At 64.6% G+C, this 18,285-nt stretch carries 17 protein-coding genes; 7 read left to right on the forward strand and 10 right to left on the reverse strand.

Going from position 1 to position 18,285, the window contains the following annotated elements:
* Positions 1 to 42: 42 nt before the first annotated feature.
* The 3 genes from HQ843_RS09850 to HQ843_RS09860 all read left to right on the forward strand — a co-directional run bounded on the left by HQ843_RS09850 (position 43) and on the right by HQ843_RS09860 (position 3,005).
* The gene (locus HQ843_RS09850; RefSeq protein ID WP_180898473.1) at positions 43 to 933 is read left to right on the forward strand and encodes a hydrogen peroxide-inducible genes activator; all 891 of its coding nucleotides are present in this window, start codon (positions 43 to 45) and stop codon (positions 931 to 933) included.
* 80 nt (positions 934 to 1,013) lie between these two features.
* Positions 1,014 to 2,246, forward strand: a complete 1,233-nt coding sequence (locus HQ843_RS09855; protein ID WP_180898472.1) for a bactofilin family protein — start codon at positions 1,014 to 1,016, stop codon at positions 2,244 to 2,246.
* Positions 2,247 to 2,366: 120 nt separating this feature from the next.
* Positions 2,367 to 3,005 (forward strand): DNA-3-methyladenine glycosylase I, encoded by a 639-nt coding sequence (locus HQ843_RS09860; RefSeq protein ID WP_180898471.1) that lies wholly within the window; start codon positions 2,367 to 2,369, stop codon positions 3,003 to 3,005.
* Between the two features lie 6 nt (positions 3,006 to 3,011).
* Here the strand turns inward: HQ843_RS09860 and HQ843_RS09865 are convergent, their stop codons facing one another.
* On the reverse strand, positions 3,012 to 4,055 hold the full coding sequence (locus HQ843_RS09865) for a YeiH family protein (RefSeq protein WP_180898470.1): 1,044 nt from the start codon (positions 4,053 to 4,055) through the stop codon (positions 3,012 to 3,014).
* A gap of 101 nt (positions 4,056 to 4,156) precedes the next feature.
* Here HQ843_RS09865 and HQ843_RS09870 point away from each other — a divergent pair, with 101 nt between their 5' ends.
* Both HQ843_RS09870 and hisS read left to right on the forward strand, forming a co-directional pair.
* Complete coding sequence (locus HQ843_RS09870; protein ID WP_180902256.1) at positions 4,157 to 5,041, forward strand: LysR substrate-binding domain-containing protein; 885 nt, start codon at positions 4,157 to 4,159, stop codon at positions 5,039 to 5,041.
* An 87-nt stretch (positions 5,042 to 5,128) separates the two neighbouring features.
* Positions 5,129 to 6,718, forward strand: coding sequence for a histidine--tRNA ligase (hisS, locus tag HQ843_RS09875; protein ID WP_180898469.1), 1,590 nt, complete (start codon positions 5,129 to 5,131; stop codon positions 6,716 to 6,718).
* Between the two features lie 386 nt (positions 6,719 to 7,104).
* Here hisS and cydX read toward each other — a convergent pair whose 3' ends face one another.
* The 7 genes from cydX to HQ843_RS09910 all read right to left on the reverse strand — a co-directional run bounded on the left by cydX (position 7,105) and on the right by HQ843_RS09910 (position 15,421).
* Positions 7,105 to 7,230: a cytochrome bd-I oxidase subunit CydX gene (cydX, locus tag HQ843_RS09880; RefSeq protein ID WP_180898468.1), complete on the reverse strand. Its 126-nt coding sequence runs from the start codon at positions 7,228 to 7,230 to the stop codon at positions 7,105 to 7,107.
* Between the two features lie 51 nt (positions 7,231 to 7,281).
* Entirely contained in the window at positions 7,282 to 8,436 is a 1,155-nt protein-coding gene (gene cydB / locus HQ843_RS09885) for a cytochrome d ubiquinol oxidase subunit II (protein WP_180898467.1), read from the reverse strand.
* 6 nt (positions 8,437 to 8,442) lie between these two features.
* The gene (locus tag HQ843_RS09890; protein ID WP_180898466.1) at positions 8,443 to 10,035 is read right to left on the reverse strand and encodes a cytochrome ubiquinol oxidase subunit I; all 1,593 of its coding nucleotides are present in this window, start codon (positions 10,033 to 10,035) and stop codon (positions 8,443 to 8,445) included.
* Between the two features lie 86 nt (positions 10,036 to 10,121).
* Positions 10,122 to 11,834, reverse strand: coding sequence for a thiol reductant ABC exporter subunit CydC (cydC, locus tag HQ843_RS09895; RefSeq protein ID WP_246710331.1), 1,713 nt, complete (start codon positions 11,832 to 11,834; stop codon positions 10,122 to 10,124).
* Positions 11,831 to 13,606, reverse strand: a complete 1,776-nt coding sequence (gene cydD / locus HQ843_RS09900; protein WP_180902254.1) for a thiol reductant ABC exporter subunit CydD — start codon at positions 13,604 to 13,606, stop codon at positions 11,831 to 11,833. Before cydD ends, cydC begins: the two co-directional genes overlap by 4 nt.
* Complete coding sequence (locus HQ843_RS09905; RefSeq protein WP_180898465.1) at positions 13,606 to 14,181, reverse strand: GbsR/MarR family transcriptional regulator; 576 nt, start codon at positions 14,179 to 14,181, stop codon at positions 13,606 to 13,608. The genes cydD and HQ843_RS09905 overlap by 1 nt, the downstream gene beginning before the upstream one ends.
* 403 nt (positions 14,182 to 14,584) lie before the next feature.
* Positions 14,585 to 15,421 carry an NADPH-dependent F420 reductase gene (locus tag HQ843_RS09910; protein ID WP_256432944.1) on the reverse strand — a complete coding sequence of 279 codons (837 nt, stop codon included), beginning with the start codon at positions 15,419 to 15,421 and terminating at the stop codon, positions 14,585 to 14,587.
* Between HQ843_RS09910 and HQ843_RS09915 the strand changes: the two genes are divergently transcribed.
* Positions 15,314 to 16,231 carry a LysR family transcriptional regulator gene (locus HQ843_RS09915; RefSeq protein ID WP_180898463.1) on the forward strand — a complete coding sequence of 306 codons (918 nt, stop codon included), beginning with the start codon at positions 15,314 to 15,316 and terminating at the stop codon, positions 16,229 to 16,231. The two genes, HQ843_RS09910 and HQ843_RS09915, sit on opposite strands and share 108 nt — an antisense overlap.
* A gap of 76 nt (positions 16,232 to 16,307) precedes the next feature.
* Here HQ843_RS09915 and HQ843_RS09920 read toward each other — a convergent pair whose 3' ends face one another.
* Positions 16,308 to 16,526 carry a tautomerase family protein gene (locus HQ843_RS09920; RefSeq protein ID WP_180898462.1) on the reverse strand — a complete coding sequence of 73 codons (219 nt, stop codon included), beginning with the start codon at positions 16,524 to 16,526 and terminating at the stop codon, positions 16,308 to 16,310.
* 27 nt (positions 16,527 to 16,553) lie between these two features.
* Complete coding sequence (locus HQ843_RS09925; protein WP_180898461.1) at positions 16,554 to 17,282, reverse strand: SDR family oxidoreductase; 729 nt, start codon at positions 17,280 to 17,282, stop codon at positions 16,554 to 16,556.
* 104 nt (positions 17,283 to 17,386) lie between these two features.
* Here HQ843_RS09925 and HQ843_RS09930 point away from each other — a divergent pair, with 104 nt between their 5' ends.
* Complete coding sequence (locus tag HQ843_RS09930) at positions 17,387 to 18,280, forward strand: LysR family transcriptional regulator (protein ID WP_180898460.1); 894 nt, start codon at positions 17,387 to 17,389, stop codon at positions 18,278 to 18,280.
* Positions 18,281 to 18,285: the final 5 nt, after the last annotated feature.

An 18,285-nucleotide genomic window follows, 5' to 3' on the forward strand; every position in this document is an offset into this window, starting at 1 on the left:
TCCAATTGCGATTTCCTGAAATTGCGATAGGATTTTCCTATCATGATTACACTCAAACAATTGCGCTATTTTGAGGCGCTGGCGCGTGAACGCCATTTCGGCCGGGCGGCGGAGGCGGTGCATATCAGCCAGCCGGCGCTGTCCGCCCAGATCATGGAGATGGAGGCGACGCTCGGCGTGGCCCTGTTCGAGCGCGCCCGCAGGCAGGTGCTCCTGACCCGCGAGGGCGAGCGGGTGCTTGCCCATGCGGGAAGCGTGCTGGCGGCGATGGCCGCGCTGGAGCATGCCGCGCGGCCGGCCTCGGGGCCGCTTTCGGGGCCGGTGGCGATCGGCCTCATTCCCACCGTCGCCCCCTATCTGATCCCCAAGCTCGTGCCTTATCTGAAGCGCCACTACCCCGAAGCGGAGATCGCCTTGAAGGAAGCGGTCACCGACCAGCTTCTCGATCATCTGGAGGCGGGAATGCTCGATGTCGTGGTGGCGGCGCTGCCGGTCGAGCGTGATGGCATCGAGGCGATGGAACTGTTTTCCGACCGGTTCTTCATGGCGGTTGCCCGCAACAACCAGACCGTGCTGGCCTCGCCGCTGATCCAGGCCGATATCGAGGCGGATCGCCTGCTGTTGCTGGAAGAGGGCCATTGCCTGCGCGACCAGGCCTTAGCGCTTTGCGAGCGAAAGCCGAAGCGCGCGATCGTCAATGTCGGAGCGACCTCGATGACAACGCTGTTGCAGATGGTGGCCAACGACATGGGCATGACGCTGATCCCGGAAATGGCGGTGGCCGCCGAAACCGCCCGCACGCCGCTGACCATCCTGCCGTTCGCCGAGCCGGCGCCGGCGCGCAGGCTCGGGCTTTGCTGGCGGCGCTCGGACAGACGGGGCAAGAGCATGGAGGCGCTGGCGGCGGCGGTGCTGGCGTGTCGCGCGGGTTGACGGCCGGATTAGTCCTTTACCTATGGCCTCACAAGCCTGATAGTGTCTGAACCGGCTGAATGACGAAAGGGGCTTTGGTCATGAGCGGAATAACACGCATTCTGGCGACTGTATTCACGGTTCTGGTGCTCGCCTGCACCGCTGCCATGGCGGACGATGACAAGATCATGGTCTTCGGCGGCGATACCTATGCCAGCGGCACGACGACGGTTCTCAATCAGGACAGCCCGCGCAATGCCTTCGTGGCCGGCGCCACCGCCCGGCTCGACGGTTCGGTCGGGCGCGATGCGCTGCTGGCGGGCGCCAGGGTCCGCTCCAACGCCTCGGTGAACGGCGATCTCTACGCGGCCGGTTTCTCCGTCAAGATCGACGGTACGGTCGCCGGCGATCTTTCGGCCGCCGGCGCGGATATCGAGATCGGCCCCGGCGCGGCCGTCAGCGGCAATGCCCGGCTGGCGGGCGGCTCGGTTGAAATCAACGCCCCGATCGCGGGAAGCCTGCTCGTGGGCACTGGCGACCTGACCCTTAACGCGGCGGTTTCCGGCGATGTCCGGATCATGGGCGATGATATCGCGTTCGGGCCGGATGCCACGGTCGGCGGGACGCTGACCTATTACGCTCCGGATGAAGTTACGATCCCGACCTCGGTGATCGCCGCCGACAAGGTGACCTATCACAAGCTGACGCCGCATGCCGCAGTGGAACAGGAGGACGAGACGGAAGTCGTCTCCGACACCACCGTGGTCGCGAGCTTCATTTCGATGCTGGTGTTCATGCTGGCGCTGGCGGCGGTGTTCCTGCTGCTCGCGCCGCAGCGGACGGAAACCGCGCGGGCGCGGCTGATCGCCCGTCCGTTCGCCTCGCTCGGCTACGGCTTCGTGGCACTTTCAACGCTGATCGGCGCGGTGCCGGTCGCGCTGATGACGATCATCGCCATTCCGCTGATCCCGTTCGTCGTTCTGGCCACGGTGGTGGGTTGGACATTTGCCTATCTGCTCGCCGTCTATGCGCTTTCCTGGTGGGTGGTGACCAGCATCAGGCCGCTCAGTCCGAGCCTCGTCAACCGCCTGCTGGCGATTGCGGGCGGGCTGGTGCTGATGTCGCTCCTGCACTACCTGCCGTTCTTCGGCTGGATCGCGAACATCGTCGTCGTGCTGCTCGGCTTTGGCGCCATGGCAGCACTTTGCGGCCATAGCATGCTCGCGCGGCGCGAACGCCGGAACGCCGAGGTGATCGAAACCCCGCCGCCTCAGCCGCCTGAGGCCGTAACCAGTGATCCGGTCAACCCGCCGGACGAGCCGCCGCGCGCATAGTCGTTTCACCTTCAGGGGAGGAACGCCCGTCGCATTTCCGGGGAGCTTGCTAGGTCTGCACTTGCCGTAACGGCAAAAACATGTTTCCTCTTTGTTCTGTTTTAGAATCAGGAGGCGGGCGTGAGTGAGACGGCGGGTTTGATAACGGGCGAGGACGGCAAGGTCCGCTGTTTCTGGCATGGCAATCTGCCGGATTATCTGCGTTATCACGATGACGAATGGGGACGGCCGGTTACCGATGATTTCCGGCTGTTCGAGAAAATCTGCCTGGAAGGGTTCCAGTCGGGGCTTTCATGGCTGACGATCCTGCGCAAGCGCGAGAATTTCCGGGAGGCCTTTGGGGGGTTCGACTATCACAGGGTCGCGCACTATACCGCCGACGATGTCGGGCGCCTGCTCGGCAATGCCGGGATCATCCGCCACCGCGGCAAGATCGAGGCGGCGATCAACAACGCCGCCCGCGCCATCGAAATGGAGGCCGAATTCGGATCGCTTTCGGCGTATTTCTGGGCCCATGAGCCGGGCGCGGACGAGCGTCCCGCCGTCGTCGACCTCGAGACGCTGCGCGCCAACCCGACGACGCCGGTTTCGGTCCGCATTTCCAAGGATCTGAAGAAGCGCGGCTGGAAATTCGTCGGCCCCACCACCGTCTATGCCTTCATGCAGGCGATGGGGCTGGTCAACGACCATCTCGAAGGCTGCTGCTGCCGGGGAGAGGTCGAGCGGCTGCGCACGGCGCTGAAGCGTCCGGTCGCCTGATCGCGATCAGCCGATCTGCAGCGCGAAGATCAGGCAGAGCGCAATCGCCGTCAGCGCGGCAATCGAGAGCACGGCGGTGGCGACGACCCGGCCGCCGGCGCGGCCGAGCGAGCGGATGTCGACCGAAAGGCCGAGGGCGGCCATCGCAAGCACGGTCAGTGCGTTGGAGGTATGGGCAAGCGGCTCCACCATCGCCTCGGGGAACGCGCCGGCCGAGCGCAGCGCCATCATCAGCGCGAAGCCGATGATGAACCACGGCGCGATATGCCTGAGCTTGATCTGTGCGCCGCCCGAGCCCGAACGCATGGTCATGCCGAGCGTAAACAGCACCGGGCCGAGCATCATCACCCGGATCAGCTTGACCAGCGTGCCGGTCTGCACCGCGATCACGCCGCCCGGCTGGGCGGCGGCCAGAACCTGGGGAACGGCGTAGACGGTGAGGCCGGAGAGCACGCCATATTGCGTGCCCGTCATGGAAAAACCGACAAGCGCCAGCGGCAGCGCCAGCACCATGACGACGCTGAGCACGGCGGTGAACGCGATCGCCGAGGCGATATCGCCGGGCTCGGCGTCGATCACCGGGGCCGCGGCTGCAATCGCCGAATTGCCGCAGATCGAGTTGCCGCAGGCAACCAGCGTGGCGAGCTTTTTGTTGAGCCCGAAGGCGCGGCCGATGCCGTAGGAAACCGCGATCGCCAAGACCACCGTGCCGACAATGCCGAGCACCAGCGCCGGCCCCGCCGCCTTCAGCGCCTGAACGCTGATCGAGGCGCCGAGCAGCACGATCGCGACTTCCAGAATGAATTTCTCGCAGAACCGGATGCCGGGCTTGAACACCTCCGACAGCGAGACCAGCGAGCGGATCAGGGTGCCGAGCAGGATCGCCAGCACCAGGTTCTCGACGAAGCGATGGCCGGAAAGCCGCACCTCCACCGCCTCCAGTCCGAACGCGGCAAGCGCCACGAGACAGGACAGGATGATGCCGGGCGCGAGCGACATGATCGGCGCGATCCAGGAGCGGTTGGTATCGTGGGTAAGGGCAATGCGCATTCGGGTTTTCCTGATTTGCGCAATAGATGATCTTCTCCAATGTCATCTTCCATCGAATAATATTTGACGTTTCGTTCGATTGGAGAGAATGTTTTTTCATGATGACCGTTGAACAACTCATCGTGTTCGTGGCTGTTGCCGAACGCGAGCACCTGACCCGGGCGGCCGAAGCGCTGCACCTGACGCCGTCAGCGGTTTCCAGCGCGCTGCGCAAGCTCGAGGATTTTTATCAAGTCGCGCTGTTCGATCGCGTCGGCCGGGGGCTGGTGCTGACGGCGGAGGGGCGGGTGTTTCTGGAGGAGGCGCGGGGCGCGCTCGCCGGCATCCGTTCCGCCGAACGGGTGCTGGGCGAGCTCGGCGGGCTGGAGCGCGGCGAACTTTCGGTCTTCGCCAGCCAGACGATTGCCAGCTACTGGCTGCCGGATGTGCTGATGCGGTTTCACGCGCGCCATCCCGGCATCGAACTCAAGCTCTCGATCGGCAACACCACCACGGTGGCCGATGCGGTGGCGAAGGGCGAGGCGGAACTCGGCTATATCGAGGGCACGCTCGACAATCCGCGGCTCAGAAAACGCCATCTGACCGACGATGCGCTGATGGTGGTGGTCGGCCCCGGCCATCCGCTGGCGGACGGCGGGAAGGTGACGGCCGCCGATCTCGTGCGCAACACCGGCTTCGTGCTGCGCGAGGAAGGCTCCGGCACCCGCTTCGAGTTCGAGCATGCGATGGCGGGTTTCGGCATCGCCGCCGCCGATCTCGATGTGGTAATGGTGCTGCCCTCCAACGAGGCGGTGCTTTCGGCGGTGCGTTCCGGCCATGCGGCCACGGCGGTTTCCGGCGCGGTTGCCGCCCCGTGGCTTGCCTCCGGCGGGCTGAAGCGCGTCGATTTCGACCTGCCCTCGCGCGCGTTCCAGCTATTGAGCCACAAGGAACGGCATCTGAGCAAGGCGGCGGCGGCGCTGGTCGAATTCTCGCTTGCCGCCTGAAGGCTTGCCGCAACGGCGCGCATCTTTTAAGACTGCGGCCAACCCTTTCCCTGACAGACTTTTCAAGACAGATTGGCGAGCAATCCCATGAGCGACAAAAGCAAGAAAAAACCGCAGAAACTGAAGGCCCGCCTGCCGCGCGGTTTTGGCGACCGCTCCGCCGCCGATATCCGCGCGACCGATGAAATGGTCGGCAAGATCAAGAGGGTCTACGAGAATTACGGTTTTGATCCGGTGGAAACGCCGCTGTTCGAATATACCGATGCGCTGGGAAAATTCCTGCCCGACAGCGACCGCCCGAACGAGGGCGTGTTCTCGCTCCAGGACGATGACGACCAGTGGATGAGCCTGCGCTATGACCTGACCGCGCCGCTCGCCCGCCATGTCGCCGAAAACTTCAACGACATCCAGCTTCCCTACCGCACCTATCGTGCCGGCTATGTGTTCCGCAACGAAAAGCCCGGCCCCGGCCGGTTCCGCCAGTTCATGCAGTTCGACGCCGACGTCGTCGGCGCGCCGGGCGTCCAGACCGATGCCGAAATGTGCATGCTGATGGCCGATACGATGGAGGCGCTCGGAATTGCGCGCGGGGACTATGTGATCCGGGTGAACAACCGCAAGGTGCTGGATGGGGTGCTGGAGGCGATCGGGCTTGGCGGCGAGGAGAATGCCGGGCAGCGGCTGACTGTGCTGCGGGCGATCGACAAGCTGGATAAGTTTGGCGTCGAGGGTGTGCGGCTGCTGCTGGGTGAGGGCCGCAAGGACGAGAGCGGCGATTTCACCAAGGGGGCGGGGTTAGATGAAGGGCAAATTACGGTTGTTGTAGGTTTCATATCAACAGCGGTTGGTGTTGCAAGCGAAATTGCAGAGCGGAGAACGATGCCAGCGAACGTACGCGATGAAGATATGGCGGACTGGTATGTCCTCGATGAGATGCAGCAATCGTTCTATGAGAATAGGCTCGCTAGTGAGGGCTTAGGAGAGTTGATGCGTATGTGGGAAATGGTCAGATATGCTGGCTATGGGATAGATCGCATCAAAATCGACCCCTCCGTCGTCCGAGGCCTCGAATACTACACCGGCCCCGTCTACGAAGCCGAACTCACCTTCGATGTCACCAATGAAAAGGGTGAAAAGGTCGTGTTCGGTTCGGTCGGCGGCGGCGGGCGGTATGATGGGCTGGTGTCGCGGTTCATGGGCCAGCCGGTTCCGGCCACGGGCTTTTCCATCGGCGTGTCGCGGCTGATGACGGCGCTGAAGAACCTCGGCAAGCTTGGCGCGTTCGAGGTGATCGAGCCGGTGCTGGTCACCGTCATGGATGGCGATGCGGAGAGCATGGGCCGCTACCAGAAGATGACGCAGGAGTTGCGCCGCGCCGGCATCCGCGCTGAGATGTACCAGGGCAACTGGAAGAAATTCGGCAACCAGCTCAAATATGCCGACCGTCGCGGCTGCCCGATCGCGATCATCCAGGGCGGCGATGAACGCGCCGAGGGCGTGGTCCAGATCAAGGACCTGATCGAGGGCAAGCGGCTTTCGGGCGAGATCGAGGACAACGCCGAATGGCGCGAGGCCCGGGTGGCGCAGAAGACCGTGCCGGAAGGCGACCTCGTCGAAGAGGTGCGGGCGCTGCTGGAAGCGCAGGCGGAAGACCGGCGGCGGGCGCGCAAGGGCTGAGGCACGGGTCTTGTGTTCCTCACGGGTGTTTACTGCGTCGGAAGCGCCGCAGCCGTCTCTTGATGGCAGATGAGTTGCATCGGGTCTTGCCGCTTGCTCCCAATATTCTCTCCCGCTGGCGGGAGAGATGCCCCGAAAGGGGCAGTGAGGGTGGCGCGGCATTTCGACCCGTAAGGGCGTCCGCGGTGATAGTCTCCCCCCTCACTGTCGCTTTCGCGACATCTCTCCCCTCCGGGGCGAGAAGATTGGGGGGCTTTGCGGTGATGCTGGTTGCGCTTTGCCTACCCCTGTGTTGGGGAGATTGATGGGTGCGTGACGAGAAATCACTCCCAAAACAAAACGGCCCGCATATCCGCGAGCCGTCCGTAACCTTCAGGCGCGGCAGGTCAGAGGCCGCTGCTCTTGTTCTCGCGCTCCCTGGCGCGGTCGTCCATCAGTTCGTACCACATGGCGTTCAGCACCGCGAAAAGTGCTGCGAGCGGCAGGCCGAGGATCCAGGCGAAATACCACATAGAATTCTCCTTTCGTGAAGGGGGCGGGCCTTGTGGGCCCGCCGGCTTTGCTCAATAGGCGTGCTTGTCCTTGTTGGTGACGTCCGCATTGGTCACCTTGCCCCACATGATGTGGTAGACCCACGAGGTGTAGATGATGATCAGCGGCACGAAGATCAGCGCGCAGACCAGCATGATGAACAGCGTCAGGTGGCTCGACGAGGAATCCCAGACCGTCAGGCTGGCGCCGGGCTGTTCCGACGACGGCAGGATGAACGGGAACATCGCGACGCCGGGCGTTGCCACCACGCCGAAGACCGAAGCCGACGACGACAGCATGGCAAGCGCCGGCCTGTTGCCCTTCAGCCCGATGAACGCGCCGATGGCGCCGATGAAGCCGAGCGCGGGCGCCAGCATCATCCAGGGATATTTGCCGTAGTTGACGAACCATGCGCCCTGGGTGCGGGCAACGTCGTTCATCAGCGGGTTGGACGGGCCGGCCGCATCGACCGCGCCGGTAAAGGCATAGCCGTCAATCCCGTAATAGAGCCAGACGCCGGCCAGCGCGAACAGAACGATCAAGAGCAGAGCCGAGATCGAGCCATAGGCGCGGGCGCGGTCGTTGACCGGACCGTCCGTCTTGGTCGTGAGGTAGGCCGCCCCGTGCATGACCAGCATGGCGACGCAGACCAGACCGGTCAGCAGCGCGTAGGGGTTCAGCAGGCCGAAGAACGAGCCGTCGTAGAAGATCCTCAGATCGTTATCGAGACGGAAGGGAACGCCCTGCAGGACGTTGCCGAGCGCCACGCCGAAGATCAGCGTCGGCACGAAGCCGCCGATGAACAGCAGCCAGTCCCAGGTACTGCGCCATGTGGCGCTTTCGCGCTTGGAGCGATACTTGAAGCCGACCGGGCGCAGGATGAGCGCGAACAGGATCGCGAACATCGCAAGATAGAAGCCCGAGAACGAGACGGCGTAGATCGCCGGCCACGCCGCGAAGATCGCGCCGCCGCCGAGAACGAGCCAGACCTGGTTGCCTTCCCAGATGGGTCCGACCGTGTTGATGACGACGCGTCGTTCAGTGTCGTTTCTGGCAACGAAGGGCAGAAGCGTTCCGGTGCCAAGGTCGAAGCCGTCCATCACGGCGAATGCGATCAGCAGAACGCCGAGCAGCAGCCACCAGATGACGCGGAGGGCTTCGTAGGAGATGAGATCGTGCAATACCATGATGTTTTACTCCGCAGGTGCCATGGTGCCCTGAACCCGGCGAGCGCCGAGAACCGGCATGTCAGGTCCGTTGTCCGGCTGCGGTCCCTTGCGGATCGCGGCGAGCATCAGGCCCATTTCGACGATGAACAGCACCGTATAGATTCCGACAAAGCCGATGATCGTCAAAAGCACCGTTCCCGCGCCGAGGCTCGATACGGCGAGCGCCGTCGGTAGGATGCCCTCGATGATCCACGGCTGGCGACCGATTTCCGCGACGATCCAGCCGCATTCGGCGGCAATCCACGGCAGCGGAATGATCCAGACCGCGACGTGAAGCAGCCAGCGATGGCTGTCCAGCCGGCGCCTGGTCGACAGGTAGAAGAACACAGCCATGACGGCGATGAACAGGAAGCCTGCGCCGACCATGACGCGGAACGACCAGAACAGGGTGCCGACCGGGGGAACGAGGCTGTTTGCGGCCTGTTGGATCTGGGCGGGCGTGGCCTGGCTCGGGTCGTCGACGAAGGGCTTCAGAAGATAGGCGTAACCGAGGTCTGCGCCATGTTCCTCGAAGATCGCCTGATCTGCGGCGTCCGGCGTGCCGGTGCCGAGATTCTGGCGAATGTTCGTCAATGCATCATAGGCCAGGATACCGTTTTCGATCTTGGTCTTGCCGCGTTCGACCAGCTCGTTGATGCCCTCGATCGGGGTATCGAGCGAGCGGGTGCCGATCAGGCCCATCACCCACGGAATCTTGACCGCGTAGTGGGTCTCACGGTCCTTGGCGTCGGGAATGCCGAACAAGGTGAATGATGCCGGAGCCGGTTCCGTATCCCACATGGATTCCATCGCGGCGAGCTTCATCTTCTGGTGTTCGGTGGTCAGATAGCCGCTCTCGTCGCCCAGCACGACCACCGAGAGGGCGGCGGCCAGGCCGAACGAACAGGCAACCGTCATCGAGCGCTTGGCGAGTTCCACATGGCGGCCCTTCAGCACATACCATGCGCCGACGCCGAGCACGAAGACCGAGGCCGTGACATAACCGGCCGAAACCGTATGCACGAACTTCGCCTGCGCGACCGGGTTGGTCAGAACCTCGAAGAAGTTGGTGACCTCCATGCGCATCGTGACCGGGTTGAACGCCGAACCGACCGGGTTCTGCATCCATCCGTTGGCGATCAGGATCCACAGCGCCGACAGGTTCGAGCCGATCGCCACGCACCATGTGGCGATGAGGTGCGCGACCCGCGACATGCGGTCCCAGCCGAAGAAGAACAGCCCGACGAAGGTTGCTTCCAGGAAGAAGGCCATCAGGCCCTCGATCGCCAGAGGCGCGCCGAAGATGTCACCGACATAATGGCTGTAATAGCTCCAGTTCATGCCGAACTGGAATTCCATCACGAGACCGGTGGAGACGCCGATGACGAAGTTGATACCGAACAGCGTCCCCCAGAATTTTGTCATTTGCCGCCATATTTTGCGGCCAGTCATGACGTAGGTCGTTTCCATGATCGCAACGATCATGGAAAGGCCCAGCGTCAACGGCACGAACAGAAAGTGATATAGCGCCGTCATAGCGAATTGCAGGCGCGATAGCGCCACGATGTCCAGTTCCATTGCGTCTCTCCCGCGTTCAAACCGGGTCTCAGTTTCACCGGCCGTCCGTGTTACCGGCAGGCCGCATTTTTATTGGAGGCCGGGGTTCAGTCCGGTCTCAGTGCGGCAAGCGCTCCGGCAAAGCCGGGCTCGCCTCTTCTGTAGGCGGAAACGATCCGCCCCGAATTGATCATGATCAGTCGATCGGCAATTTCTGCCTCCCGGCGGATATGGGTCGCAATCAGCAAACTACGGTGTTTTCCGGCCCGCGCTTTGATCTTTGTCATGACGTCGCGGGCTGTCTTGCCGTCGAGGCCCTCGCTCGGCTCGTCGAGCAGCCACACCGGCGTATCGCGCAACACCAGCCGGGCGAGCGCCAGCCGGCGGGCCTGACCGCCCGAAAGCCCGAGCCCCTGTTCGCCAAGCTCGGTATCAAGGCCATGGGGGAGACCGCGCACGGTGTCGCCGAGCCCCGCGGCATCGAGCGCCGCCATCAGGCTTTCATCGCCGGCTGTGGGTTGAGCGAGTTTCAGATTGGCGCGCAGCGTATCCTGGAACAGTTCGGTGCGCTGGGTCAGAAGCGTTGCCGGCAGGGCGGCGATCCTGCCGCTTTCGGGCATGACCTCGCCCGCGATCAGCGCCATGATCGTGGATTTTCCGGCCCCGCTCGCGCCGATCAGCGCAAGCCTTTCACCCTCGGCAATCGTAAGCGTCAGGCCGGAAAGCGCGGCCCCGCCGCGGCCCGGATAATGCAGAGTGACCGCTTCGAGCGCGACCGCGATGCCGGCGTCCGGCGCGGCGTGTACGATGCGGGCTGCGGGCTCGTCGGCCAGCCGGGGCGACAGCCTGCGCGCGGCAAGCAGCGTGCGGCCAAGCTCCATCGCGCCGCGACGCAGCGCCGCGAACGGCTCCAGTGCTGCAAAGGCGATGAGAAGCGCGAGGGCTGCGAGCGGCGCGGTGATCCGCCCGGCCTCGGCAAGGCCCGCGCCGGCAAGCAGAACGCCGGCGAGGATCAGCGCGGTCGCCATGTCGAAGCCGAAACCGGTATTGCTGTCGATCCGGTTCAGCGCCAGATCGGCTTCATGCTCCCTGCGATCGGCGTTTTCCACCCGCGCGCGCTGGGCATCGAGCCGTCCGGCGAGCGCCAGCTCGCTCTGGCCGGCGATCATGTCGACGGTGCGGGCGCGCAGCGCTTCCTGCGCATGGGCGCGGCGGCGGGCGGGCTTTTCCGCGGCGCGCGCGGCAAGGGCGGGCAGGGCGAGACCCGGCACAACGATCGCCGCGCCGACGGCAAGCGCCAGCGGCCACGACAGAACCCCGAGCGCGACAATGGCGGCAAGCCCGGCGATGATCGCCACCGTGCCCGGCACCAGCACGCGCAGATAAAGCGAATCGAGCGCGTCGACATCCGCGGTCAGCCGGAACAGCAGGCGGGCGGGCCTGAGCGCCAGCGCGCGGGCGGCGCCAGGTGCCGCAAAGCCCCGGAACAGGTTGACGCGCAGGCCGGCGAGTACGCGCAGCGTGGCGTCATGGGTCTGCAGCCGTTCGAAATAGCGGCCGGTGGTGCGCGACAGCGCCAGGAAGCGGATCGCGGCAGAGGGGGCGAACACGTCGAAGGCAAGTGCGGTCGCCATGGTCAGCCCCGCGATCGCGGTGGCGGTCACGAACCAGCCGGAGACGCCGAGAAGCGCGATGCCGGCGAGCACGGTGAAGGCGGAAAGTGCGGCGCCGGCGACGAGCCCGCCGCGCCGTTCGCGCCAGAACAGGCCGATGATCGGGCCGAGCGCGGCAAACCCCGATTTTCGCATGGCTCGTTTCATGGCGTATTCTCCCTGAAATCCTGAGCAAGGTGGACGACGCGATCCATTTTCGCGGCCAGCACCGGATCGTGGGTCGCCACGATCAGCGTCCGTCCGGCGGCGAGCGCCAGCAGCGCCTCGGTGATCCCGGCCGCGGTATCGTGATCGAGATGGGCGGTCGGCTCGTCGGCGAGAATGAGGCCGGCGCCCTTGCCTGCGGCGGCGCGCGCCAGCGTCAGCCGGAGGCCCTCGCCGCCGGAAAGCCCCGCGCCGTTTTCGCCGATCATCGCGTGGCCATGGGCCTCGGCAACCGTGTCGAGCGCGGATAGCTTCAGCGCGCCGGCGATATCGTCGCGGCTGATGTTTTCGCGGTTGAGGCGGATATTGGAGGCGATCGAACCGGCGAAGAGATGCGGGTTCTGGCCGATCCAGGCGATCTTCGCGCGCAGCCCGTCGGCGGTGTCGTCGCCAAGCGTCACGCCATCGATGACGATGCGGCCGTGACGGGCCTCGGCGAGGCCTGCGATCAGAGCGAGAAGCGTCGACTTGCCGCTGCCCGAGGGTCCCAGCAGCGCAACATGCTCTCCGGGTTTGACCGTGAGGTCGAAGCCGTCGAAGACCGGGTCTTTCGAGCCCTGATGGACGAAGCCGAGATCGCTGAGTTCCACGCTTGCCGGGCGGGCTGTGGTCGTTGCGCCTTCGGTTGCCGCGCCGCCGGCCATGGAAAGCCCCTCTTCGGCAAGACTGTCGAGCGCGGAAAGCGCCGCCTCGCCCGCGGCCCGGTCGTGCCAGACGGAGGACAGCATACGCAGCGGATCGAAGAAGGCCGGCGCCAGCAGCAATATGAACAGCCCTTCCGACAGCGTCAGCTTGCCGCCCCAGGCGCCGAAGCCGATCTGTCCGAGCAGGTGAAAACCGATATAGGCCGCCGCCATCGCCACGCCGAGCGCGGAGAACAGTTCCAGCACGGCCGAGGTCAGGAACGCGATCTTCAGCACCGCCATGGTGCGGCGGCGCAGGTTTTCGGCGCGAAGCCTCAGCCGCCGCGAGACCTGCTCGACGGCATCGAAGGAACGGATGGTCTGCAGCCCGCGCAGCCGGTCGAGCAGGAAGGCGTTGAGCGTGCCCATATTGGCGAGGTGCTTTTCGCTTGCCGATTGCGCGCTCCAGCCGATCAGCGCCATGAACACCGGGATCAGTGGTGCCGCGATCATCAGCACGAGTGCGGCAATCCAGGAATAGGGAAGCACCACGGCGAGAATCGCAAGCGGCACGACGCTCGCCTTGAAGCGGGCGGTCTGGAAGCGGGCGAGATAGGGCACGATATGCTCGGCCTGTTCGGCGAGAATGCTTGCGGCTTCGCCCGAGGCGGCCCGGCCGGTATCGAGCGGCGAACGGCGCGTGAGCGCGGCGATCGCGATTTCGCGTTTTTCCGAGAGGATATTGCGGGCCGCGCGATAGGCCATGCGATTGCCCGCCCGCTCCAGCACCGCCTTGGCAAGGCCGAGCGCCGTGACGGCCGCGGCCAGCGGCCAGATCGCGGCGATGCCGTAGCCCTCGGCGATCTGGCCGATGCCATAAGCGAGGCAGGCCGCCTGCGGCAGCCACATCAGTTCGGCAAGCGTGGAGAGCCAGGCGGCAAGTTTCAGCGCCCGGGTTTTCGGCGCGCGCGACTTGTGGCGGGCAGCACTCGGCGCAGCACCTTGCGGTGAGACGGGACGACCGCTCTCCGGAGCGTTGCTCCGCGCTGGTTCGGCCTCCGCGACCCCGGTCCTTTCGACAAGCGCGTCCATCATGAACCCTTGTTCTTCTTCACGCTCTTCCGGCCGAAGCCGGGGAGCCTGTCTGTGGTTTCGAGCAGTTTGGTGACTGCCGAGCCCATGCTCAGCAGCATCAGAAGCCGTTCCGTCTCCATCACCTTCACATCGTCGTACCAGTCGGAAAGTTTCTCGATCAACGCGTGCATCTCGCCCAGTCGGGCTTGCGCATAGCGCTCCTCCTCGTTTTCCGGCTCGCGCATCAGCACCTCGCGCAGCATGGTCAGCGTCGGGTCGATCTCGCGCTTCTTGCGCTCTTCGGCCAGCGTCCTCAGGATCGTCCAGACGTCGTCCGGCGTGGTGAAGTAATCCCGCCGGTCGCCGGCCTTGTGGCGCAGCAGGACCAGCCCCCAACCCTGCAATTCCTTCAGCCCCATGGCCACGTTGGAGCGCGACATCTTCAGCGCTTCCACCATGTCGTCGGCGCAGAGCGGTTCACGCGTGGCGTAGAGCAGGGCGTAAATCTGCCCGACCGAGCGGTTGATGCCCCAGCGGCTCCCCATCTCTCCGAAATGGGCCACGAAATCCTGCACGATCGGCGACAATTGCATCGATATTCCTGCTCTGCCTGAATTTTCAGAAATTACTGAAAATTATGTATACCGATGTTTGACGGAACGCAAGCCGTCGACCCCTGGCTACAGGTTTAACCGAGCGGGACGGGCAGGAAATTGATTTATGTCATGTGGGAGGAAGAAGAGGCGGCGGGCGGGGCAATTGCGCGGTTGTGCGCAATGGAGAAGGGCATGCCCTCATCCGGCCTTCGGCCACCTTCTCCCCACGGGGAGAAGGGGAAGCCGGCGATGCCGTGCTGGCCCGCCTGTTCCCGCGCTGGCTGCATGGTTACCCTCGCCCCGGAGGGGAGAGGGTGGCGCGTATGCGCCGGGTGAGGGGAGGCGGCGGACGCCACATGCACTGAATTTGCGGCGTTGCTCTGCCCACCCGCGCCAGAAATTACCGGGTCGTGGCCGCCAGCGTGTCGGCAAGCGCCTGCCTCGGTTTCAGGTTGCAATAGGCCGGGCGGTCGCGTTCGAAGCGCCAGCCCTCGTGAAGCGGTCCGGCATCGAAACTGTCGAAACCGAACTGATGGTAGAGCCCGGCCACCACCGCCTTTGCATCGGCATCATCGCCGGCAAGCGGCAGGGCGAGGCGATCTTCTGCACCCTCCGGCCGTCCCGCGACGTCGAGGTCGACCATGCGGATGGCGTTGAAGGCCTTGACGATACGGGCGCCGGGGAGATGGGCGGCGATCATCTCGCTGGTGGTGGTGTCGCCCTGATCCAGCGCTGCGATATGGCCGTCACGCTCGTGATAGTAATTGATGGCGTCGATCACGACCTTGCCCCTGAAGCCTTCCGGCGGCAGCGCGCCATAGGCGGTCAGCGGAACGGCGAGCACGATCACGTCGGCGAAGGCGATCGCCTCGTCCACCGTCCCCACGGCACAGCCGAGGGCGCTTTTCATGCTGAAAAGGCTTTGCGGTCCGCGCGAATTGCTGAGCATCACCTCATGGCCGGCCTGAACCGCCTTCTGCGCCACCGAGCGGCCGACAAAGCCCGCGCCGATAATTCCGATTTTCATGTGTTTTCTCCTTGTCATGCAATGATGACCCGGCTTAAACCTCCACCAGAGGTTTTTAAATATCGGAAAAACACACACTCTCCCAACCAGAAGGGGATAATCATGGACCGCCTCACCAGCATGGCCGTCTATGTCAAGGCGGTTGATCTCGGCTCGTTTGCGGCCGCCGCCGATGCGCTCGGCATCTCGCCGCAGATGGTCTCCAAGCATATCGTGTTTCTGGAGGACAGGGTGGGCGCGACGCTGATCCACCGCACCACCCGTCGCCAGAGCCTTACCGATATCGGCCGTGCGTTTTACGAGCGCTGCCGGGTGATCCTTGGCGAGGCGGAGGCCGCGGAGGGGCTGGCCTCGGAGATGCACCGTCACCCCAAGGGACTGCTGAAGGTCAACGCGCCGAAAACCTTCGGCACGCTGGCGCTCGCGCCTTTCGTCACCCGGTTTCTCGAAAAATATCCGGATGTGCAGGTCGAGGTCACGCTCGAGGATCGGTTCGTGGATCCGCTGGAGGAGGGCTTCGATGTCACCATCCGGATCGGCGGAGCGGAAAGCGCCGGCCTCGCCTCGATCGCGCTGGCGCCTTACGACCTGGTGGTCTGTGCCGCCCCCGCCTATCTCGCCCGGCACGGCGCGCCGGAAACCCCGCAGGACCTGACGCGGCACGAATGCCTGATCTTCGGCCAGCGGGCCGGGCAGACGCCGTGCCGCTGGCTGTTTACCGAAAATGGCCGGGAACGGGAAATCCAGGTCAGCGGCCGGCTTTACAGCAATGACTGGCTGATGCTGTTGCGCGCCGCCGTGGAGGGGCACGGCGTCGCGCTCGGCTCGGATATCATCCTGCGGGAGGAACTGAAGGCGGGCCGTCTGGTGCGCCTGCTGACCGGCTATCGCACGCCCCCGCGCCCGATGCAGGCCCTCTATCCGGCGCGGCACAGGCCGAGCGCCAAGATCATGCGGTTCGTCGAAGGGCTTGCCGAGGCGTTTCCGCCCCGGCCCGCGCTTCAACTCGCGGCGCGATAGAGCGCGTCCAGGAAAAGTGGACACCGGTTTTCCGTCCGGACGCGTGGAAAGCAAAAGGTTGGAGCGTGTTCGCGATTCAGGGAAACGCGGGCACGCGATAGGCCTCGGGGATGACGAAAACCTCGTCGGCGCGGCCATAGCCGCCGTCCCCGACCTCCTCGATCAGCACCATGGTGTGGGGCCGGGCGGCTTCGCTGAAATACTCGGTCAGCATGTCGGTGACGCGGTGGACGATTTCTTCCTTCTGGGCGCGGGTGAGTGCTGCTTCAGGGGTCTTGATGTTGACGAATGGCATATCGGTTCTCCTTGCTAAATCGTGTGGTTAAATCATGCCGCCATTGATGCGCAGCACCTGTCCGCTGATGAAGCGGGCCTCGTCGCTGACGAGAAACGCGACGGCTCCGGCGATATCATCGGGCTCGCCGAGACGACCGGCGGGAATCGTTCTGGTGATGTTGGCGATCAGTTCCTCGCTCTTGCCGACGAAAAACAGCTCGGTGGCAACCGGACCGGGGGCGATCGCATTGACGGTGATGCCCCGTGCGGCAAGCTCCTTGGCGGCGATATGGGTCATGGTCTCGACGGCGGCCTTGGTCGCGGCATAGACGCCGTAGGCCGGCAGTTTTGTGCCCACGACGGTGGTCGAGAAATTGACGATCCGCCCGTCATCGGCGAGCCGGTTCGCAGCTTCGCGAAGGCCGCGAAACGTGCCGCCGAAATTGACGGCGACCTGACGCGCGAAATCCTCGTCCGTAACCGTGCCGAGCGGCGACAGCGAAATCATGCCGCCATTGTTGACGAGGATATCCGCCTTTCCGAATTCGGCCTCTGCCGCATCGAACAGGGTCCTGATGCCGTCATCGGCGCCGATATCGGCCTTCACGGCAACCGCCTTGCCGCCGTTTTCCGTGATGGCCGCGACCACCTCGTCCGCGGCGGCGGCGTTCGAGGCGTAGTTGACGACGATGTCGATGCCGTCGGCGGCGAGCCGCCTTGCGATTTCCGCGCCGATCCCACGAGAGGCGCCGGTGATGATGGCTGTTCTGGTCATGGTAAACTCCCTATGTCTGTGACTGGGTTGAAGATAAGCTCCCGCCTGAACGAAACAATCACAGAAAATTTGACAAGATAATTCGGCTGTGGTGAACAATGTCCATGGACAGATTTGACCGCATGCGCTTGTTCACCCGCGTCGTCGAGCGCGGCAGCTTCTCCGCGGCCGCCCTCGATCTCGGCCTTGCGCGCTCGACCGCGACGGAGGCGATCAAGGGGCTCGAGGCCGATCTTGGCGTGCGGCTCCTGGACCGCACCACCCGCCATGTCGCGGCAACGCTCGACGGCGCCGATTACTATCGGCGTTGTCTGGCGATCCTTGCCGATGTCGAGGAGGCCGAGGGGGCGTTCAGGGCCGGCAATCCGGACGGGCTTCTGCGCATCGATGCCCATCCTCATCTGACCCGCAATTTCCTGCTGCCCGGCCTGCCGTCGTTCCTGGCGCGATACCCCGATCTCAAGATCCATTTCGGTCAGGGCGACCGTTATGTCGATCTGGTGCGCGAGGGTTTCGATTGCGTCATCCGGGCCGGCGAACTGGAGGATAGCGGCCTGATCGCCCGCAGGCTCGGCGCGCTTGGCGAGGTCACTGCGGCAAGCCCCGCCTATCTCGAGCGGCACGGCGTGCCGGAAACGCCGGATGATCTGGCCGGCCATATCGCGGTCGGCTTCATCTCGTCGCGCACCGGAGAGGTGATGCCGCTCGAACTGATCGAGAACGGCCGCACCCGCTACGTGGCGCTCGGAACCCGCGTGACCGCCAATGATTCCGGCACGGCCAATGCGCTGGCGCGGGCGGGTTTCGGGCTGGTCCAGGCACCGCGCTATCATTTCGCCGGGGCGCTCGAAACCGGCGAAATGATCGAAGTCCTGCCGGATTTCCCGCCGCCGCCGACACCGCTCACCGCGCTCTACCCCCAGAACCGCCACACCGCGCCGAGGCTGCGGGTGTTTCTCGAATGGGTGCAGGCGATTTTCGCCGGCGGCGAGGTCTGAGCGGG

Origin of the sequence: Martelella sp. NC20 (assembly GCF_013459645.1) — a bacterium.
Classification (GTDB): domain Bacteria; phylum Pseudomonadota; class Alphaproteobacteria; order Rhizobiales; family Rhizobiaceae; genus Martelella.

Bases quoted from the DNA above. Each gene is read 5' to 3' on its own strand.
- HQ843_RS09850 (WP_180898473.1), top strand. From the start codon at position 43: ATGATTACACTCAAACAATTGCGCTATTTTGAGGCGCTGGCGCGTGAA.
- HQ843_RS09855 (WP_180898472.1), top strand. From the start codon at position 1,014: ATGAGCGGAATAACACGCATTCTGGCGACTGTATTCACGGTTCTGGTG.
- HQ843_RS09865 (WP_180898470.1), bottom strand. From the start codon at position 4,055: ATGCGCATTGCCCTTACCCACGATACCAACCGCTCCTGGATCGCGCCG.
- HQ843_RS09870 (WP_180902256.1), top strand. From the start codon at position 4,157: ATGACCGTTGAACAACTCATCGTGTTCGTGGCTGTTGCCGAACGCGAG.
- hisS (WP_180898469.1), top strand. From the start codon at position 5,129: ATGAGCGACAAAAGCAAGAAAAAACCGCAGAAACTGAAGGCCCGCCTG.
- cydX (WP_180898468.1), bottom strand. From the start codon at position 7,230: ATGTGGTATTTCGCCTGGATCCTCGGCCTGCCGCTCGCAGCACTTTTC.
- cydB (WP_180898467.1), bottom strand. From the start codon at position 8,436: ATGGTATTGCACGATCTCATCTCCTACGAAGCCCTCCGCGTCATCTGG.
- HQ843_RS09890 (WP_180898466.1), bottom strand. From the start codon at position 10,035: ATGGAACTGGACATCGTGGCGCTATCGCGCCTGCAATTCGCTATGACG.
- cydC (WP_246710331.1), bottom strand. From the start codon at position 11,834: ATGAAACGAGCCATGCGAAAATCGGGGTTTGCCGCGCTCGGCCCGATC.
- cydD (WP_180902254.1), bottom strand. From the start codon at position 13,606: ATGGACGCGCTTGTCGAAAGGACCGGGGTCGCGGAGGCCGAACCAGCG.
- HQ843_RS09905 (WP_180898465.1), bottom strand. From the start codon at position 14,181: ATGCAATTGTCGCCGATCGTGCAGGATTTCGTGGCCCATTTCGGAGAG.
- HQ843_RS09915 (WP_180898463.1), top strand. From the start codon at position 15,314: ATGGACCGCCTCACCAGCATGGCCGTCTATGTCAAGGCGGTTGATCTC.
- HQ843_RS09910 (WP_256432944.1), bottom strand. From the start codon at position 15,421: ATGCTTGGAGACCATCTGCGGCGAGATGCCGAGCGCATCGGCGGCGGC.
- HQ843_RS09920 (WP_180898462.1), bottom strand. From the start codon at position 16,526: ATGCCATTCGTCAACATCAAGACCCCTGAAGCAGCACTCACCCGCGCC.
- HQ843_RS09925 (WP_180898461.1), bottom strand. From the start codon at position 17,282: ATGACCAGAACAGCCATCATCACCGGCGCCTCTCGTGGGATCGGCGCG.
- HQ843_RS09930 (WP_180898460.1), top strand. From the start codon at position 17,387: ATGGACAGATTTGACCGCATGCGCTTGTTCACCCGCGTCGTCGAGCGC.